16 protein-coding genes are annotated in these 16,394 nt (G+C 73.7%); 7 read left to right on the top strand and 9 right to left on the bottom strand.

Annotated elements, in window-relative coordinates; genetic code table 11:
* Positions 1-471: 471 nt before the first annotated feature.
* The 6 genes from AB7F12_RS07330 to ssd are packed head-to-tail and all read right to left on the bottom strand — an operon-like array spanning position 472 to position 5,260.
* Positions 472-1,221, bottom strand: coding sequence for an Rv3654c family TadE-like protein (locus tag AB7F12_RS07330; RefSeq protein ID WP_428499093.1), 750 nt, complete (start codon positions 1,219-1,221; stop codon positions 472-474).
* Positions 1,222-1,250: 29 nt separating this feature from the next.
* Complete coding sequence (locus AB7F12_RS07325) at positions 1,251-1,451, bottom strand: DUF4244 domain-containing protein (RefSeq protein ID WP_428499092.1); 201 nt, start codon at positions 1,449-1,451, stop codon at positions 1,251-1,253.
* 56 nt (positions 1,452-1,507) lie between these two features.
* Positions 1,508-2,239 (bottom strand): type II secretion system F family protein, encoded by a 732-nt coding sequence (locus AB7F12_RS07320; RefSeq protein ID WP_428499091.1) that lies wholly within the window; start codon positions 2,237-2,239, stop codon positions 1,508-1,510.
* On the bottom strand, positions 2,236-3,036 hold the full coding sequence (locus tag AB7F12_RS07315; RefSeq protein WP_428499090.1) for a type II secretion system F family protein: 801 nt from the start codon (positions 3,034-3,036) through the stop codon (positions 2,236-2,238). Before AB7F12_RS07315 ends, AB7F12_RS07320 begins: the two co-directional genes overlap by 4 nt.
* Positions 3,033-4,181 (bottom strand): TadA family conjugal transfer-associated ATPase, encoded by a 1,149-nt coding sequence (locus AB7F12_RS07310; protein WP_428499089.1) that lies wholly within the window; start codon positions 4,179-4,181, stop codon positions 3,033-3,035. Before AB7F12_RS07310 ends, AB7F12_RS07315 begins: the two co-directional genes overlap by 4 nt.
* Positions 4,178-5,260 carry a septum site-determining protein Ssd gene (ssd, locus tag AB7F12_RS07305; protein WP_428499088.1) on the bottom strand — a complete coding sequence of 361 codons (1,083 nt, stop codon included), beginning with the start codon at positions 5,258-5,260 and terminating at the stop codon, positions 4,178-4,180. The genes AB7F12_RS07310 and ssd overlap by 4 nt, the downstream gene beginning before the upstream one ends.
* A gap of 476 nt (positions 5,261-5,736) precedes the next feature.
* On the opposite strand from ssd, the gene AB7F12_RS07300 reads away from it, so the two are divergent.
* Positions 5,737-6,552 carry an HAD family hydrolase gene (locus tag AB7F12_RS07300; protein ID WP_428499087.1) on the top strand — a complete coding sequence of 272 codons (816 nt, stop codon included), beginning with the start codon at positions 5,737-5,739 and terminating at the stop codon, positions 6,550-6,552.
* Positions 6,553-6,971: 419 nt separating this feature from the next.
* Here AB7F12_RS07300 and AB7F12_RS07295 read toward each other — a convergent pair whose 3' ends face one another.
* A complete protein-coding gene (locus AB7F12_RS07295; protein WP_428499086.1) occupies positions 6,972-7,724 on the bottom strand; it encodes an oxidoreductase in 753 nt (250 codons plus the stop codon).
* A gap of 184 nt (positions 7,725-7,908) precedes the next feature.
* Between AB7F12_RS07295 and acs the strand changes: the two genes are divergently transcribed.
* Genes acs through arfB form a run of 3 tightly spaced genes read left to right on the top strand, consistent with a single transcriptional unit; the run spans position 7,909 to position 11,345 of the window.
* Positions 7,909-9,885, top strand: a complete 1,977-nt coding sequence (acs, locus tag AB7F12_RS07290) for an acetate--CoA ligase (protein ID WP_428499085.1) — start codon at positions 7,909-7,911, stop codon at positions 9,883-9,885.
* A gap of 17 nt (positions 9,886-9,902) precedes the next feature.
* Positions 9,903-10,907, top strand: coding sequence for an LLM class flavin-dependent oxidoreductase (locus tag AB7F12_RS07285; RefSeq protein ID WP_428499084.1), 1,005 nt, complete (start codon positions 9,903-9,905; stop codon positions 10,905-10,907).
* A 42-nt stretch (positions 10,908-10,949) separates the two neighbouring features.
* The gene (gene arfB / locus AB7F12_RS07280; RefSeq protein WP_428499114.1) at positions 10,950-11,345 is read left to right on the top strand and encodes an alternative ribosome rescue aminoacyl-tRNA hydrolase ArfB; all 396 of its coding nucleotides are present in this window, start codon (positions 10,950-10,952) and stop codon (positions 11,343-11,345) included.
* On the opposite strand, the gene AB7F12_RS07275 is transcribed toward arfB, so the two are convergent.
* Together AB7F12_RS07275 and AB7F12_RS07270 are read right to left on the bottom strand one after the other, a co-directional pair.
* Positions 11,314-12,294 (bottom strand): helix-turn-helix domain-containing protein, encoded by a 981-nt coding sequence (locus tag AB7F12_RS07275; protein ID WP_428499083.1) that lies wholly within the window; start codon positions 12,292-12,294, stop codon positions 11,314-11,316. The two genes, arfB and AB7F12_RS07275, sit on opposite strands and share 32 nt — an antisense overlap.
* A gap of 62 nt (positions 12,295-12,356) precedes the next feature.
* Positions 12,357-13,103 carry an SDR family NAD(P)-dependent oxidoreductase gene (locus AB7F12_RS07270; RefSeq protein WP_428499082.1) on the bottom strand — a complete coding sequence of 249 codons (747 nt, stop codon included), beginning with the start codon at positions 13,101-13,103 and terminating at the stop codon, positions 12,357-12,359.
* 232 nt (positions 13,104-13,335) lie between these two features.
* Between AB7F12_RS07270 and AB7F12_RS07265 the strand changes: the two genes are divergently transcribed.
* The 3 genes from AB7F12_RS07265 to AB7F12_RS07255 are packed head-to-tail and all read left to right on the top strand — an operon-like array spanning position 13,336 to position 16,382.
* Positions 13,336-14,433, top strand: a complete 1,098-nt coding sequence (locus AB7F12_RS07265; RefSeq protein ID WP_428499081.1) for an LLM class flavin-dependent oxidoreductase — start codon at positions 13,336-13,338, stop codon at positions 14,431-14,433.
* A 15-nt stretch (positions 14,434-14,448) separates the two neighbouring features.
* Positions 14,449-15,330 (top strand): SMP-30/gluconolactonase/LRE family protein, encoded by an 882-nt coding sequence (locus AB7F12_RS07260; protein ID WP_428499080.1) that lies wholly within the window; start codon positions 14,449-14,451, stop codon positions 15,328-15,330.
* Positions 15,327-16,382 carry an LLM class flavin-dependent oxidoreductase gene (locus tag AB7F12_RS07255; protein WP_428499079.1) on the top strand — a complete coding sequence of 352 codons (1,056 nt, stop codon included), beginning with the start codon at positions 15,327-15,329 and terminating at the stop codon, positions 16,380-16,382. The genes AB7F12_RS07260 and AB7F12_RS07255 overlap by 4 nt, the downstream gene beginning before the upstream one ends.
* The last annotated feature ends 12 nt before the right edge of the window (positions 16,383-16,394 follow it).

Raw genomic sequence — 16,394 nt, 5'->3', positions numbered from 1 at the left:
CCGTCGGGGGCCGGGCCGGCCGGCAGCGGCCCTGAATGCGGTGGAGCCGAACGGGGGTCGGCTCGAAGGCGCTTCGGCCCCACCGCGGTCTGGGGAGCGTGCTCGGCGTCGGGGTCCGGCCTGTCCGGCCTCGCCCTGACGAGTCCAGTAGGGCAGGGACGACCTGCTCCCGCCACTCGTCGTCGCCGATCGGTGCACGTGCAACGACGAGCGCGGGGCTTGGTGCCGATCGGTGACCTTCCTCGTCGCGACGTGCGGAAACGATGTCCTGGACGGTCGTCCGACTCCGTTCGTCCTCGCGTGTCGACCGCTCGTCGCCGCGTGTGGCTCCGTCGGACCCAGCGCCTCCGCCGGTTGGACCGCGCCCGCTGTCCGCTCCTCGGCCGGGTGCCGCCGACCTCCAGCCGCGCCGACCTGGGGCCTCGCGCGCCGCCCGGGGACGCTCGGCATGTCGGGGACGACGCGCCGTCGTCAGGGTGGCTCGGCGGGGCCGGCGCGGGCTCGTCCGACCGCGTCGGCGTTGCCGAACACCGCGGCGCGGGGGGTGCCGACCTCCACCATCGCGTCCCACCCGTCGAGCACACACCGCCGCAGGACGGAGTCCATCCCGGCGGTGATCGCGCGGGCGTGGGCGCAGGCGGCCTCCACGCCCAGGGCGGCGTCGGACGCTGCGGCCAGTGCGGCGAGATCGGCGGCCGCCTCGGCCCGGTGCCGGGCGAGGACGGCGCCCCCGAGGTCGATCCCGACCGCCGCGAGCCCGAGCACGAGCACCGCAGCCAGCGCGGCGTACGCGGTGGCGACGCCGGAGTCGTCGGATCGCCGAGCCCGCTCCGCAGCGGTCCGGCGCCGGACCGGGCGGGATCCGAGCGCAACGGCGGCCACCGCGGTACCGACGCCCGCCGGAGCGGGGTCGGGACCGGCGGGTTCCGTCGCGGCGACGGCCCTGGCCGAGACGCGGAACGGGAACGGGCGCACCGTGGGCGCGGTCACGGAGACGACGACGTCCTCGCCCTGCTCACCGATCTCGACCGTCGCGTCCGGCGGGGCCAGCCGCGCGGCGACGGCACGGCCGCGCTCGGGCTCGCCCCGGGCCGCGAGCCGTGCCGCCTCCCGAGCGGCGTCGGTGCACCGGACCGCGGCGACGACGGCCAGGATCGCGCCCGTCGCGGCGAGCGTGACCATGACGAGGACGCCGAGCGCGATGGCGGCTTCCACGGTCACGGCGCCACGGTCGTCGGACCGGGCGCCGGTCAGACGGTCGAGGAGAGTGCGCGCTCGACCAGCCCGGTCAGTGCGGTGACGATGTTGTCCCCGCTGACCACGCTGTAGAGCACCGCCGCGAAGGCGGCGGCGGCCAGCGTCCCGATCGCGTACTCGACCGTGCTCATCCCGGCGTCGTCGGTGAGGAAGCGGCGCAGCCGGAGGTGGAACCGGCGAAGGCTGGCGGACATGGACATCTCCTTCTGGGGTGGGGGACTGACGGATCCGTGTGGTGGGCATCGAGGGCTCACCAGAGGGCCAGGGCGTCGCCGGCGAGCCCGACGACGACGGGAGCGATGCCCAGGACGAGGAACGCGGGCAGGAAGCAGAGGCCGAGCGGGCCGGTGATCGTCACGGCGGCGCGCTGGGCCCGGGCGCGTGCGGTGTCGACGAGCTCGCCGCGCAGGCGCTGCGCCTCGGTGCGGGCGACGTGCGCGATGCCGGACCCGGTGGCGGCCGACCGGCGGGCGGCGCGGGCGAAGACGGCGAGGGCGGGCCGGTCGGCGGCGCCCTGCCAGGCCTCGACCGGATCGGCGCCCAGTTCGAGCAGGCCCGCGACGCGGCGCAGGTCGCGCCCGGCGGGGCCGGTGAGGCGTCCGGCGGTGGCGCCGACGGCGGTGGGTAGCGGCAGTCCCGCGTCGAGGCAGACGGCGAGCAGCTCCCAGCCCCCGGCGAGCTCGGCGGGCGGTTCCCCGGTGTCGGCGGTGCGGGCACGCCGGGCGAGGACCAGCAACGTCGCGACGACGGCCGCGCCGAGGACCGTTCCGGCGGTCGCCCCGCCGATCGCCGTGCCCAGCGCGGCGGCCGCGACCCCGCCGGTGACCGTCCAGACGCGCCGCACCGGGGTGGGGGCGGGTGCGGTGAGCAGGACGGGTGCAGGTCGGCGCAGCAGCGCGACCCGGCTGCGGCTGACATGGACGTCGGTGGCGACGAGTGCGGCGGCGGCGAGCAGCGCGACCGCGGCGAGCAGCGCGGTCATCGCGGGACCGCCGCGGCGAGGATCCGCTCGGACCAGGTCACACCGGCGGCGGTGAGCAGTGTCCCGCCGACGAGCAGGACGGCACCGAGCATGCCGTCACCCAGGACCCCGAGGGGGTCGGCACCCATGAGCTGCCCGAACCCGACGCCGAGTACCGGCAGCAGTGTGAGCACGGTGGCGGTGGCGCGCGGCCCGGCGAGCTCGGCGCGGACCCGGTTGCCGAACTCGACGCGCCAGCGGACGTCGGCGGCGACGGAGGACAGCAGGGTGGCCAGCGGGATGCCGTGCCGGTCGGACAGCGCCCAGGCCGCGGCGACGCGGCCGACGTCGCCGGTGAGCGCGGGGTGCGCGGTGGACCGGGCGAGGGCGGCGGGGACCGTCTCACCGAGGCGCAGCGCGGCCTCGGCAGGGCGCAGCGCGGCGCGGGCGGTCGGACCGTCGGCGTCGATCCCGGACAGCGCGGCCGCCGGGTGGGCCCCGGCGCGCAGCTCGTCGCAGATGCGGGTCAGTGCGTCGGCGAGCTCGGTCCCGGCGACGGCCGCGGCGAGGGCGGCCCGCCGGGCGGCCCGGCGGCGCACCCAGATCGTGCCGGCGAGCAGCCCGGCCAGGGCCCCGCCGGCGCCGGCGACGAGCCCGGCCACGACGGTCGCGCCCGTCACGACTCCGAGGCCGACGGTCGGTCGCGGCAGCCGCTGCGACCCGGCCGGGGCACCGGTCACGTGTCGCAGCCGGGCCGCCGCGGGCCGCTGGGGAGCGCTCAGGACCGCCGCGGCCAGCGCAGCGAGCGCGACGCTCACCACGGCAAGGCCTGACCACGAGCGGCGAACAGGGCGCCGAGGCCGTCGCGGCCGGCGTCCCAGCCACCGCCGCGGGTCCAGGCGGGCTCCACGACCACGGTCCCGTCGCGGCGGGCCAGGACGCCGACACCGTCGAGGACGCGCTGTCCGTGGCGCCGACTCATGTGCAGCACGACCTGCACCGCGGCCGCGAGCTGGCTGTGGGCCGTTGCCGCGGCCATCCCGCCGAGTGCGGCGAGGGCCTCGATGCGGGCCGGAACCTCGGTGGGCGAGTTGGCGTGGACGGTCCCGGCGCCGCCGTCGTGGCCGGTGTTCAGTGCGGCGAGCAGATCGCACACCTCGGCCCCGCGCACCTCACCGACGACCAGCCGGTCGGGCCGCATCCGCAGCGCCTGGCGGACGAGCTCGCGCAGCGCGACCCCACCGGCGCCCTCGACGTTGGCGGGCCGCGCGACGAGCCGGACGACGTGCGGGTGCCGGGGCCGGAGCTCTTCGGCATCCTCCACGGTGACGATCCGCTCGGCCGGGTCGGCGGCGGACAGCAGCGCGGTGAGCAGCGTGGTCTTCCCGCTGCCGGTGCCGCCGGAGACGAGGACGGCGAGCCGGGCGGCCACGACCGCACGGAGCAGAGCCGCCCCGGCGGCGTCGACGGTGCCGAGGGAGGTCAGGGTGTCGAGGTCGTGCGCCGCGGGCCGCAGGACACGCAGCGAGAGGCAGGTGCCGTCGGCGGCGACGGGTGCGAGGACGGCGTGCAGCCGGACCCCGGAGTCGGCCAGCCAGCCGTCGACGCAGGGGCTGGCGTCGTCGAGCCGGCGTCCGGCGGCGAGCGCGAGACGCTGGGCGAGGCGGCGGACGGATGCCTCGTCGGCGAAGGAGACGGCGGTGCGTTCGAGCCCGCGACCCCGGTCGGCCCAGACCGCGCCGCCGCTGACGAGCACGTCGGTGGTGCGGGGGTCGCGCAGCAGCGCGTCGAGCGGGCCGGCGCCGGTGAACTCCTGACGGAGTGTGCGCAGCGCGGCGAGGGTGTCGAGGTCGGAGACGACGCCACCGGCCTCGGCGCGGATGGCGGCGGCGACGGCCGCAGCGGTGGGTTCGCCGCCGGTCTCGGCGAGGCGGGACCGGACCCGGTCGACCAGGGTGCTCACGACGACCGTCCGGCGCGGCTGAGCCGGGTCCGGTCGTGCAGCTCGGTGAGCAGGGTGGCGGCCGTGTCGGCGAGGGGGCCACGGTCGGCGGGTGGGAGTCCGCGTTCGAGTCTGCGGTCGAGGTCGTGCTGTGGGCGCATCGAGGCGAGGAGCGGCACGTCGAGCGCCCGGGCGATCTCGACCGGTGTGAGCCCGCCCGGGGAGGGCCCGCGGACGACGAGCCCCACCGCGGGGGACCGGGCGGTGAGGTCGGCGGCGACCCGGGCGGCCGCGGCACAGGCCCGTACGTCGGCGGGGACGACGAGGACGGTCAGGTCGGCGGCCGAGAGGACGACGGCGGCGGCCTCGCCCGGTTGGCGGGGCAGGTCGCAGACGACGGTGTCACCGGCGCGCCGCCCGGCGTCGACGACGACGCGCAGGGCGCCCGCGGTGGGTCCCGGTCCGGTCCGGTCGCACGACAGCAGGGAGAGCCCCCTGTCGCCCATGGCCGGGAGCGCCTCGTGCAGCGAGCCCGCCGGGATTCGTCCGTCCACGACGGACAGTTCCGGCCAGCGCACGCCGAGCACGTCCTCGGCGCCGAGCATCAGGTCGAGCCCGCCGCCGAGGGGGTCGCAGTCGAGCAGGAGGGTGCGCGTTCCGTCGCGGGCGGCCCGCAGGGCGGTGGCAGCGGCGAGCGCCGAGGCGCCGGCTCCGCCGCAGCCGCCGACGACGGCCAGGACGGCGCCCGGGGGGCCGGTGTTCTCGGTCGCCTCGGTGAACGCGGTGACGAGCCACAGCTCGCCCTCGGGCAGCTCGACGATGCTGCCGGCGCCGACGACGAGCCCGAGCCGCCACACCTGTGGTGGCGGGTCGGCCGCTGTGACCAGCACGACACCGTCGCGGCGGGGGAGCGAGGCGCGGGTGCACCGTTCGGCGGCGCTCGCGTCCATGACGACGATCGCCGCGTCGGCCCAGTGCCGGCGGGCATCGGTCGGGTCGAGCGCACGGTGGGCCTCGCAGCCTGCGGCGGCGGCGAGGCGAAGTACCGCGTCGAGCAGGTCGGGGTCGTCGACCATCAGCAGTGCGCGTCCGTCGTCCATCGGTCCTCGTCCCTCTCGCCGGCCCGCCGTGCGGCGGTGCGCTGTTCGTCGTCGAGCGTGGTGGCGAGGACCGGTGCGTGGAGCGACCCACGGGCAACTGTGGACAGCTCTGTGGACATGTGGACGGATGGACCCGCCGGTGGCTGTGGACAGCCGGCGGTGTCGGTGGGGCATGTCAAGGTGGCTGGGGCGCCACCGGCCGACGGCGGGACGCACGTGCGGGATCTGCTGGCCCGCAACGCGATCGCCGGCCCCGGACATGGGACGACCCCCGCCAGGGGGGAGTGGCGGGGGCCGTCGTTGGTTCAGCCCCGGGGGGTCGAGCTGAACCGCGGGCCCGCGAACGGGCCGTCTCAATCGGCGCCCGATACGGGCCGGATGCGCGCCCCTCTGCCGGATGTGCTTCCGGGTGTCGCACCACGGCGCCGCGCGCGGCGCCGTGGTGTCGTCGCCGGGATCTGGCAAGCTCCCGCGACGTGCCCGGACCGCCCCAGCAGACCCCGACGTCGGCGGCGTTCTTCGACCTCGACAAGACGATCATCGCGGGGTCGAGCGCGCTGGCGTTCAGTCGGCCGTTCCGCAGCCATGGGCTGATCGGGCGCAGGGCCGTCCTGCGCAGCGTCTACGCCCAGTTGATGCTGCTGCTCGCGGGTGCCGACGCCGACACGATGGACATGCTGCGCAAGCGGATCACGGCGTTGTGCGCGGGTTGGGAGGTCGAGCAGGTCCGGTCCATCGTGGCCGAGACGCTGCACGAGATCGTGGAGCCGTTGATCTACGCGGAAGCCGTCGAGCTGATCGCGCGCCACCAGGCGGCGGGCGAGGAGGTCGTGGTGCTGTCGGCGTCAGGGGTGGAGGTCGTGGAGCCGATCGCGGCGCTCGTCGAGGCCGACCGCTGCTTCGCCACCCGGATGGCGGTGCGCAACGGCCGTTACACGGGCGAGATCGACTACTACTGCTACGGGGAGCACAAGGCGGAGGCGGCGCGCGAGATCGCGGCCGAGCGGGGGTACGACATGGCCGATTGCCGGGCCTACTCCGACTCCATCACCGACCTGCCGTTGCTGGCCGCGGTCGGGCATCCGACGGCGGTGAACCCGGACAAGGGCCTGCGCCGGGAGGCCGAGGAGCGCGGCTGGCCGATCCTGACCTTCGCCGACCCGGTGGCGCTGGGCTCGCGGCTGAAGGTGGCGCGTCCGGCGACCCTCGCGGTGGTCGGCGCCGGGGCCGTCGCGCTGGCCGGCGCGGGCTGGACCGTGCACCGGTCCCGACGGCGGCTCCGGGAGCGATAGCCGGCCACCGGCGTTGAGCAGCACAAACGTCTATTTCTACGACTCGTGACGGGCTCGGGGCAGCCACCATCCGGGTTCCCCCGGATGCCGTTTCGTCACCCGGAGTCCACCTGCCGGTGCACCCGATCCGACCCTTGCTGTGTCTGCGGTCACGCACTACAAATGACGGCACGGACTCCGGACGGCCAGGGGCGGTACAGCAGAGAAGTACCCGTCTCCCCCGCACGGGCTCCGGGCACGGACGCCGGGCACTCCACGCACAGCACGCCGCGGGAGGCATGTCGTCGTGGGCCTGCGTACCGGGACGCCGGACGCCGAGGCCGGAGCACGACACGTAGTGCACGCCTGGACCCCGGATGGTCGTGCGAGAGGGGCGGTACCCGTGAGGGTGCCGCCTTTCTCATGTCTGCGGCCGGTGCCTAGGACGAGCGGGCCCCGGCGATCGACGTCGCCTCGCGTGCCCCCGCCTCCCACTGCGAGCAGCAGTGCAGCACCCATGCGCGAACCCCGTCGGCCCCACCCCCGGCGAACGACGCCGCGGTGGCGCGGTACTCGGCGAGCGCGCGCAGGTGGCCGACCTCCGGGACGGCGAGTGACTTCACGTCGAGACCGGAGGCGGTGGCGGCGAGCCGCGCGGCGGCGCGGGCGACGACGCCGTCGGCGGTCCCGAAGGGCGCGAGGGCCAGCAGTTCCCCGTGGACGACGGCGACCAGGACCGGCGCGGGGACGCGCGTCCCGCCGGTGACGAGGTCGGCGAGCAGGGCCAACCGGTCGGAGGTGCCCGGCCGCGGCCGGCCGAGCTCGTCGGCGTGCCGGTCGGCGGGGACGAGGTCGGCGGCGGCGAGGACGTGCATCCGGGCCAGCGCCTGCAACGGCGCGGCCTTCCACACCGGGACGAGCCGGGCGTGCTCGTCGGCCACGCGCGCCGCGCCCGCGAGCAACGGCTCGCTGACCAGGTCGGTGGTGGTCAGGGGGGCACCGTCGATCGCCGCGGACGCACGTGCGCCGCGCAGGGCGGACTCGGCCGCGTTGGCGGCGAACCCCCGCCTGTTGGCGGGGAGGTTGTGGACGGCGACCAGCGCGTCCCGGACCCGGGCGACGGCGTCGGTGACGCCGGGCAGGGCGACGAGCGGTGCCAGCGGATCCTGGGGAGAGGGCGGGGCCACGACCACATGCTGTCACTGCACTCGTCCCTCCCCGGTCGCCCGGTGGCCACCTCTCCGTACTGACGGTGCATTCGGCGCGTCGGCGCACTACCGTTCGCCCCGAGACGGATACCCGTGACCGGTGGGATGTGCCCTGGCGAGCGCCCGGTGCCGGTCGGTGGTCCGCAGCCCACGAGGAGGACGTGAGGAAATGGCCGAGTCCGGCGCCACGCTGAGCAACTTGTCCACCGAGAGCCGCACCTTCCCGCCTAGTGAGGAGTTCGCGGCCCAGGCCAACGCATCGGCGGACTGGTACGACCGGGCCGACGCCGACCGTGAGGCGTTCTGGGCCGAGCAGGCCGAGCGGCTGTCGTGGTCGAAGAAGTGGGACACGGTCCTGGAGTGGAACGCCCCGTTCGCGAAGTGGTTCGTCGGCGGGAAGCTGAACGTCGCCTACAACTGCGTCGACCGGCACGTCGAGGCCGGGCACGGCGACCAGGTGGCCTTCCACTGGGAGGGCGAGCCCGGCGACACCCGCACGATCACCTACGCCGACCTGCAGCGCGAGGTGTGCAGGACGGCGAACGCGCTGACGGAGCTGGGCGTCGGCAAGGGCGACCGGGTCGCCATCCAACTGCCGATGATCCCCGAGGCGGCGTTCGCGATGCTGGCGTGTGCGCGGCTGGGCGCGCTGCACAGCGTCGTGTTCGGCGGGTTCTCGCCGAGCGCGCTGCGCTCGCGGATCGAGGACGCGGAGTGCAAGCTGCTCATCACCTCCGACGGGCAGTACCGCCGCGGCAAGCCGGCGCCGATGAAGGAGAACACCGACCAGGCGGTGGCGGACACGCCGTCGATCGAGCACGTGCTCGTCGTGAAGCGGACCGAGACCGACGTGCCGTGGACCGACGGCCGTGACGTGTGGTGGCACGAGATCGTCGACCGGCAGGCCGACACGCACGAGTACGAGTCGTTCGACTCCGAGCACCCGCTCTACATCCTGTACACGTCGGGGACGACGGGTAAGCCGAAGGGCATCCTGCACACGTCCGGCGGCTACCTCACCCAGGTGGCGTATACCCACAACGTGGTGTTCGACCACAAGCCGGGCGAGAGCGTCTACTGGTGCACCGCCGACATCGGCTGGGTGACCGGGCACAGCTACATCGTGTACGGGCCGCTGGCCAACCGGGCGACGTCGGTGATGTACGAGGGCACCCCGAACACGCCGCACGAGGGCAGGCACTGGGAGATCGTGCAGCGCTACGGCGTCACGATCTACTACACGGCGCCCACGCTGATCCGCACGTTCATGAAGTGGGGCAAGGAGATCCCGGAGAAGTTCGACCTCTCCTCGCTCAAGGTCCTGGGCAGTGTCGGCGAGCCGATCAACCCCGAGGCGTGGATCTGGTACCGGGAGAACGTGGGCCGCAACAACTGCCCGATCGTCGACACCTGGTGGCAGACGGAGACGGGCGCGATCATGATCTCGCCGTTGCCGGGCGTCACGGCGGCGAAGCCGGGGTCGGCGATGCGCCCGCTGCCGGGCATCAGTGCCGAGGTCGTCACCGAGGAGGCGGAGCCGGTCGGCCCGGGCGGCGGCGGGTACCTGGTGCTCGACAAGCCGTGGCCGTCGATGCTGCGCGGCATCTGGGGTGACGAGGAGCGCTACCGCGACACCTACTGGTCGCGTTTCGCCCGGCAGGGCTACTACTTCGCCGGTGACGGCGCGAAGTACGACGACGACGGCGCGATCTGGCTGCTCGGCCGGGTCGACGACGTCATGAACGTCTCGGGGCACCGGATCTCGACGACGGAGGTCGAGTCGGCCCTGGTGAGCCACCCGACGGTGGCGGAGGCCGCGGTCGTGGGCGCATCGGACGAGACGACCGGCCAGGGCATCGTGGCGTTCGTGATCCTGCGCGGCAACGTCGCTCAGGACGAGGCGAAGGGCGAGGAGGCGATCAAGGCGCTGCGCGACCACGTCTCGAAGGAGATCGGGCCGATCGCGAAGCCGCGCCAGATCATGGTCGTCGACGAGCTGCCCAAGACGCGGTCGGGCAAGATCATGCGCCGGCTGCTGCGTGACGTCGCGGAGAACCGCGAGGTGGGCGACGTGACCACGCTGGCGGACTCGACGGTGATGGACCTGATCTCGTCGGGCCTGAAGGACGGGAAGGGCGAGGACTGACGGGGTCGCCACGGCCGTTGGAGAGGCTCGGCTTCCTCACCATCGGCCTCTTCGACGCCTCCGATCCGGGGCCGGGCCACGAGACCACGCTGCGGACCATCGAGCTGGGCGAGCAGCTCGGGTTCGACAGCGCGTGGCTACGGCATCGGCATCTGCAGTACGGGATCTCCTCGCCCGTCGCTGTCCTCGCGGCGGCGTCGCAGCGGACGAGCCGGATCGAGTTCGGCACCGCGGTGACGCCGCTGGGCTGGGAGAACCCGTTGCGGCTCGCCGAGGACCTGGCGACGGTCGACCTGCTCTCGGGCGGTCGGCTCAACCCGGGTGTGAGCGTGGGACCACCGCGCAACCTCGACGCCGTCCGGGACGCGCTGTACCCGGCTCCCGCCCCGGCGGAGGACTTCGGCGACGAACGCCTCACGAGGCTGTTGCGGCTGGTCGCCGGGGAGCAGGCGAGCACCTTCGAGGGCACGGAGGGTTTCGAGGTCTACTCACGACGGGTGGAGCCGCACTCGCCCGGGCTGAGGTCGCGGATGTGGTACGGCGCGGCGAGCCTCGGCTCCGCGCGGCGGGCCGGTGAGCTGCGGATGAACCTGCTCACCAGCAGCGTCGTCCGGGCGGAGGGCAACGAGGCCGCCGGGTTCGCCGCGATCCAGCGGGCCCAGATCGACGAGTTCCGGGCGGCGCACCCCGAGGGGCGGGTGTCGCAGGGGCTCGTCGTGATCCCGACCGACACGGCGACACCGGAGCAGCGCGCGAAGTACGAGGCCTACGCGGCCGAGCGCACGCCGCGCACGCGGACGCCGCAGGGCCCGGCCGGGATGCTCTTCGCCCGCGACATCGTCGGCCCGTCGGAGCGGATCGCCGAACAGCTGCGCGCCGACGAGGCCTACCGGGCGGTCACCGAGGTCGTGTTCGCGCTGCCCTTCAGCTTCGCGCCGGAGGACTACGTCCAGATCCTCACCGACATGGCCACCCGGTTGGGGCCGGTCCTGGGCTGGTCCCCGCGGCCCGCCGCGGTGTAGGCACAGCTCGTGTCCGACGACGATCTCGTGGTGCGCAAGAACATGGTGCTGCCGGAGCGCGAGCTCCGGTGGCGCTTCTCGCGCGCCTCGGGGCCGGGCGGGCAGGGGGTCAACACGACCGACTCCCGCGTGGAGCTGTCCTTCGACGTCGCGGGGTCGCCGAGCATCCCGGAGCAGCTCAGGAGCCGTGCGCTGGCCCGGCTCGGGAACCGGCTCGTCGACGGTGTCCTGACGATCGTCGCGGCCGAGCACCGCAGCCAGCTGCGCAACCGCGACGCGGCCCGCGAGCGGCTGGTCGCGGCACTGCAGGAGGCGACGAAGGCCGACCCGCCGACGCGGCGGCCGACGAAGCCGTCGGCTGGGGCGCGGCGGCGCCGGCTCGACGCGAAGACGCGCCGCGGCGCGATCAAGAAGCTGCGGGGCCGGCCGGACGAGTGACGGCACCGGCCATGTCGAGCGCCATGGCTGCGTAGCGACGGCCCAGCTCGGCCGGGCTGAGCGGTCCGCCGGGCCGGTACCACTCGGGCAGCGCCGTGCACATCGTCATGATCGCCCTGGCGGTGAGTGTGGCCGACGTGGTCGTGAACGTGCCGTCGGCGATCCCGGCCTCGATGCAGGCCTCGAGCCTGTGGCGCTCGTCGTCGCGCAGGCCGCGGATCCGGGCCCGGTCGGCGGGCTCGAGGGAGCGCATCTCGACCGCCAGGATCAGCCCGAACGCCCAGCGCTGCGCGTGGTACTGGGCGAGGCTCTCGACGAGCAGCGCGGTGCGTTCGGCCGCGGTGGTGCCTTCGGCGACGGCGGCCCGGGTGCGCCAGGCGAGGTCGGTCATGGCCTCGTCGAGGAGCCGGACGAGGATGTCGTGCTTGCTGGTGCAGTAGTGGTAGATGCCGGAGACGCTCATGCCTGCGGCGTCGGCGATAGTGCGGACGGTGGCGCCGTGGTAGCCGGTCTCGACGAACACGGCCAGCCCGGCGAGCAGGACGGGGCCGATGGGGATGGGCTCGTAGCGCCGCCAGTCGGCGGCGCCGTCCGAGCGGGTGCCGAGCTCGGAGTAGATGCGGCGCAACTCGTGCAGGTCGGTGGGTTCGGCCGTGCCTTCGGCGGCGACGGGCCAGGCGGGCACGTTGACGTCGAGCAGCAGTTCCGGGGCCGTGCGGCCGAGGGCGGCGGCGATCTGCTGGAGCCGGGTGTAGGTCAGTTGGGTCTTGCCGTTCTCGACGGCGCTGACGGTGCCGGGGCTGACGTCGATGCGCCGGGCGAGCTCGCGCAGCGAGACTCCGGCCTCGACGCGGGCGCGGCGGACGAGCGCGCCGGCGTCGGCGGTCGTTCCCGCATCCGGCCCTTGGGGGGAGTCGCCGGTGGCGCTCGAGTGGGCTGACGCGCGCACCGTCGAACCGTAGCGGGTCGTTCGGGACGTCGCGTTCTGCTCGTCCGGTCGGGGCATCGACGTCAGGCCGGGCGACCGAGGTGGAACCCGCCGTCGCAGTGCACGGTCACCCCGGTGACGTAGTCCGACGCGGGGGAGGCGAGGAACAGGTAGGTGGGGGCGACGTCGACGGGTTCGCCCGCGCGGTCGAGCGAGCGCGCGGGAAGGGCGCGGCCGGCTTGCAGGTCGGGGTAGTCGCGGGTGAGTGCGGTGACAGCGACGGGGCAGACCGCGTTGACGGTGATCTGGAAGGGACCCAGTGCCTTCGCCGCCGATTTCGTCAGCCCGAGCACGCCGGCCTTCATCGCGCTGTAGTGGGCGTTGGAGCCCTGCCCGCGGACGGCGGAGATGGATGCGGTGTTGACGATCTTGCCGAAGCGCCGTTCGCGCATTCCGCGCGCGACCTGTTGGATCAGGACGAACGTGGACCGCAGGTTGACCGCGTACATCGCGTCGAGCGAGTCCAGGGTGATGGCGTCGAAGTCGGTGCGGCCGGTGATGCCTGCGACGTTGGCGAGTACGTCGATGCGGCCCATGCGGTTCTCGACGTCGGCGATCGTCTCGATGGTCGCCGTGGTGTCGACGAGGTCGAGGCGGACCGGTACCGCGTCGCCACCGGCGTCGTCGATCCGGGCGGCGACCTTGTCGAGACCGTCTGCGTCGCGGTCGACGAGGACGACCCGGGCACCCGCCTGTGCGTAGAGCGCGGCGACCTCTTCGCCGATGCCGGCGGCAGCGCCGGTGACCACCGCGACCTTGTTCTGGAGCAACTCGCCACCTCGTCGTCGAGCCTCGAAGAGTGTTCAGGCTAGCTGAACATGCGGACGGTGACCAGGGTCATGGTTTGGTAGGACTGGCCTATTGACATGCGTGTCTCTGGTCCCGCAACCTCGTCGCACACCGAGTGAGCGCACGACCGACACTCCTGAACAGTCGCCCGGTGCATCCATGACGGGCCCGGCGGACGGGCCTCGCGAGAGCTCGTCCCGAGGGGGAAACGGCGTGAAGTTCGGACTCTTCAACATCGGCATGTGGCACGAGTCGCAGAGCCAGGAAGAGGTCTTCACCAACATCAGGGAGCAGGCCGTCCTCGCCGACCGGCTCGGCTACGACTCGGTCTGGCTGGGCGAGCACCACTTCTCCCGGCACGGAATCCTCGCCGACTGCCTGGTGCAGGCCGCGGCGATCGCCTCGGTCACCGAGCGGGTCCGCATCGGTACCGGTGTGGTCGTGCTGCCGTTCCACAACCCGGTGCGGCTGGCCGAGCAGGCGGCGATGGTCGACATCCTCAGCAACGGCCGGCTCGACCTGGGCGTCGGCGTCGGCTACCAGCGTCGCGAGTTCAACGGCCTGAACGTCCCGATCGACGAGGCGCGCGCCCGCTTCCGCGACAACCTCGACGTCGTCCTCAAGTGCTGGCGCGACGAGATCCTGGTGCACGAGAGCCCCTACCACACGTTCCGGGCCGAGGATGCGATCGAGGTCTATCCGAAGCCCGTCCAGAAGCCGATGCCGCTGTACCAGGCGGTGTCGATCACCCCGGAGAGCATCGAGTTCGCCGCGAGCCGAGGCGTGCCCGTCATGGTCGGCGGCCCCACCGACGTGCTGGGCCTCGCACCGCAGGTCATCGACTACTGGCGCACCAAGATGGTCGAGTTCGGCAACGACCCGACCGGCATCGACATCCCGTGTGCCAAGGGCGTCTACGTCGCCGACACCGACGAGGAGGCCGCCGCCGACATCGCGGCCGTCGACGAGTTCTGGGACCTCAAGCTGCTGCAGAAGTTCGGATCGCCCATCAGCCCGTCGGGCGAGCTGCCGCCCGGGTACGAGCGGTGGGCCAACCGGGTCAAGGAGCACGAGAAGAACGCGCTCGACCCCAACCGGGCCGGCACGCCGCCGCTGATCGGGTCACTGGACACGGTCCGGGAGCGGCTGCGGGCGCTGCGCGACTCGGGCGTGAACTACATCTTCGGCCAGTTCGGCCTGCCCGGGATGCCCGAAGAGAAGATCCGCCGCTCCGTCGAGCTGTTCGCCGAGGTGTTCGACGAGTTCCGCGACGCCGAAGCCCCCGCCGCCCAGGTCCACGTCCCCGCCTGAGACACCGGAGATCCGATGTTGCTCGAAGGGTCACTGTCGATCCTCTGCCCGTCGCAGCTGAACTTCCCGGAGGGGGTCGCAGTCGACGCCGACGGCGCCGTCTGGGCCGGGGGCGCTGCCGGTGAGGTGTACCGGATCACCGGTGACCTCTTCGTCGTACCGCTGGTGAAGCTCTCGGGCCGGCTGCTGGGCATCACCCCGGCGATCGGCGGCGGCGTGCTGGTCTGCGCGATGGACGAGCACCGTGTCGTGCGCGTCGAGGCCGACGCCACCGTCACCCAGATCGGCCCCGGCGACATCCCGCTGCCCAACTGCACCGCCTATGACCAGCACGGCAACGTCTGGATCACTGACTCCGGCCGGTGGACCGAACGCGACGGACGGGTGCTGTGCGTCGACGCCGACGGCACCTCGACCGTCGCCGCCGACGGCCTCGCGTTCGCCAACGGGCTCGCGTTCAGCGCCGACTGGTCCACGTTGTACGTGGCGCAGTCCGAGGACCGCGACGTCGTCGCCTTCGACGTGGCCGCCGACGGGACCCTGTCGAACAGACAGGTCGCGATCTCCCGGGAGGCCCTCCAGGCGGCCGTCCCGGGCGATCCGCTGACCGACGGTGTGGCCGTCGACGAGGCCGGCAACGTCTACGTGACGCTTCCGCGGGCCGACCGCGTCGTCGTCGGCACCCCGGACGGGCGGGTCGAGGTCGTGTGCCTCGACGACGGTCCCGCCAAGGACACCACCGAGATCGACCACGGCCAGGTGCTGCGCTCGCCGACCAACGTGGCGTTCGGCGGGGCGGACCGTCGCGACCTGTACGTGGCCAACCTCCGGACGCGGCACCTGGCCGTCGGGCGGGTGTCGGTGCCCGGCCTTCCCCTCCCCGGGCAGCGCCGATGACCCGGTTCGGCCTCACCTACGCCTTCCGCAACCTCGACCGCGGCGGCGAGGACCACCACCACTACCTGGGCCGCAAGCTCGACGAGATCGTGCACGCCGAGGAGCTGGGCTTCGACGAGGTCCGTATCGCCGAGCACCATCTCGTCGACGACGGCTACGTGCCCTGCCCGGTCGTCGCGGGGGCGGCGGTCGCGGCCCGGACAAATCGGATCGGGATCGGGCAGGGCGTGCTGCTCGCACCCTTCTACCACCCTGTTCGGCTCGCGGAGGAGGCCGCGTTCGTCGACAACCTGTCGGGAGGGCGCTTCTCGCTCACGTTCGGCCTCGGCTACCGGGGTGCGGAGTTCCGCGCCTACGGGCTGAACCGCAAGGAGCGGGCGGCCCGCGCTGCCGAGGTCATGCAGGTCGTCATGGAATGCCTGTCGGGCGAGCCCGTCGACCATCACGGCCGCTTCTTCGACCTCGACGGCGTCACGATCCGGCCCGCCTCCTACCAGCGGCCACGGCTGCCGGTCTGGGTCGGCGCGCACACCCGCCCGGCCATGGAGCGCGCGGCGCGCCTGGGTGTCGACGGCCTGATCGGCGTCGAGGCCGACCTGCCGATGTGGCAGGAGGTCAACGCGGAGCTGCGCCCCGGGCACCCGGTCCGGTTCGCCGCGCCGCTGACGGTCAACCTCGTGGCCAGCGACGATCCTGAACGCGACTGGGCCCTGTACCGGGACCGGCTCGCAGCGCCGATCCACCTCTACGCGCAGTGGGCAGTCGCCGACGGCGACCTCGGCAAGGTCAACAAGCCCCGCTTCGGCGAGCAGAAGACGGACGCGGACCTCGCCCGCGTCACCCGCTTCGCCACGACCGAGGAGATCCGCGAGGCCTACCTCGCGCGGCTCGACTCGTTCGTCCACTACGAGACGATCATGGTCGACGGCCTTTCGACCGAGCTCCCGGAGGAGGCGTCGCACCGCGCCCTGGAGCTGTTCGCCGCCGAGGTCATGCCGGTCGTCCGTGCGCGTGTGGCCGAGCGCCGCGCCGAGCTGACCACCGTCGCCTGAGAGGGAGGGGCG

Origin of the sequence: Pseudonocardia sp. (assembly GCF_050250275.1) — a bacterium.
Lineage (GTDB): Bacteria > Actinomycetota > Actinomycetes > Mycobacteriales > Pseudonocardiaceae > Pseudonocardia.
This window is presented reverse-complemented; position numbering and strand designations above follow the sequence as displayed.

Bases quoted from the DNA above. Each gene is read 5' to 3' on its own strand.
- AB7F12_RS07325 (WP_428499092.1), bottom strand. From the start codon at position 1,451: ATGTCCGCCAGCCTTCGCCGGTTCCACCTCCGGCTGCGCCGCTTCCTC.
- AB7F12_RS07320 (WP_428499091.1), bottom strand. From the start codon at position 2,239: ATGACCGCGCTGCTCGCCGCGGTCGCGCTGCTCGCCGCCGCCGCACTC.
- ssd (WP_428499088.1), bottom strand. From the start codon at position 5,260: ATGGACGACGGACGCGCACTGCTGATGGTCGACGACCCCGACCTGCTC.
- acs (WP_428499085.1), top strand. From the start codon at position 7,909: ATGGCCGAGTCCGGCGCCACGCTGAGCAACTTGTCCACCGAGAGCCGC.
- arfB (WP_428499114.1), top strand. From the start codon at position 10,950: ATGGTGCTGCCGGAGCGCGAGCTCCGGTGGCGCTTCTCGCGCGCCTCG.
- AB7F12_RS07260 (WP_428499080.1), top strand. From the start codon at position 14,449: ATGTTGCTCGAAGGGTCACTGTCGATCCTCTGCCCGTCGCAGCTGAAC.
- AB7F12_RS07255 (WP_428499079.1), top strand. From the start codon at position 15,327: ATGACCCGGTTCGGCCTCACCTACGCCTTCCGCAACCTCGACCGCGGC.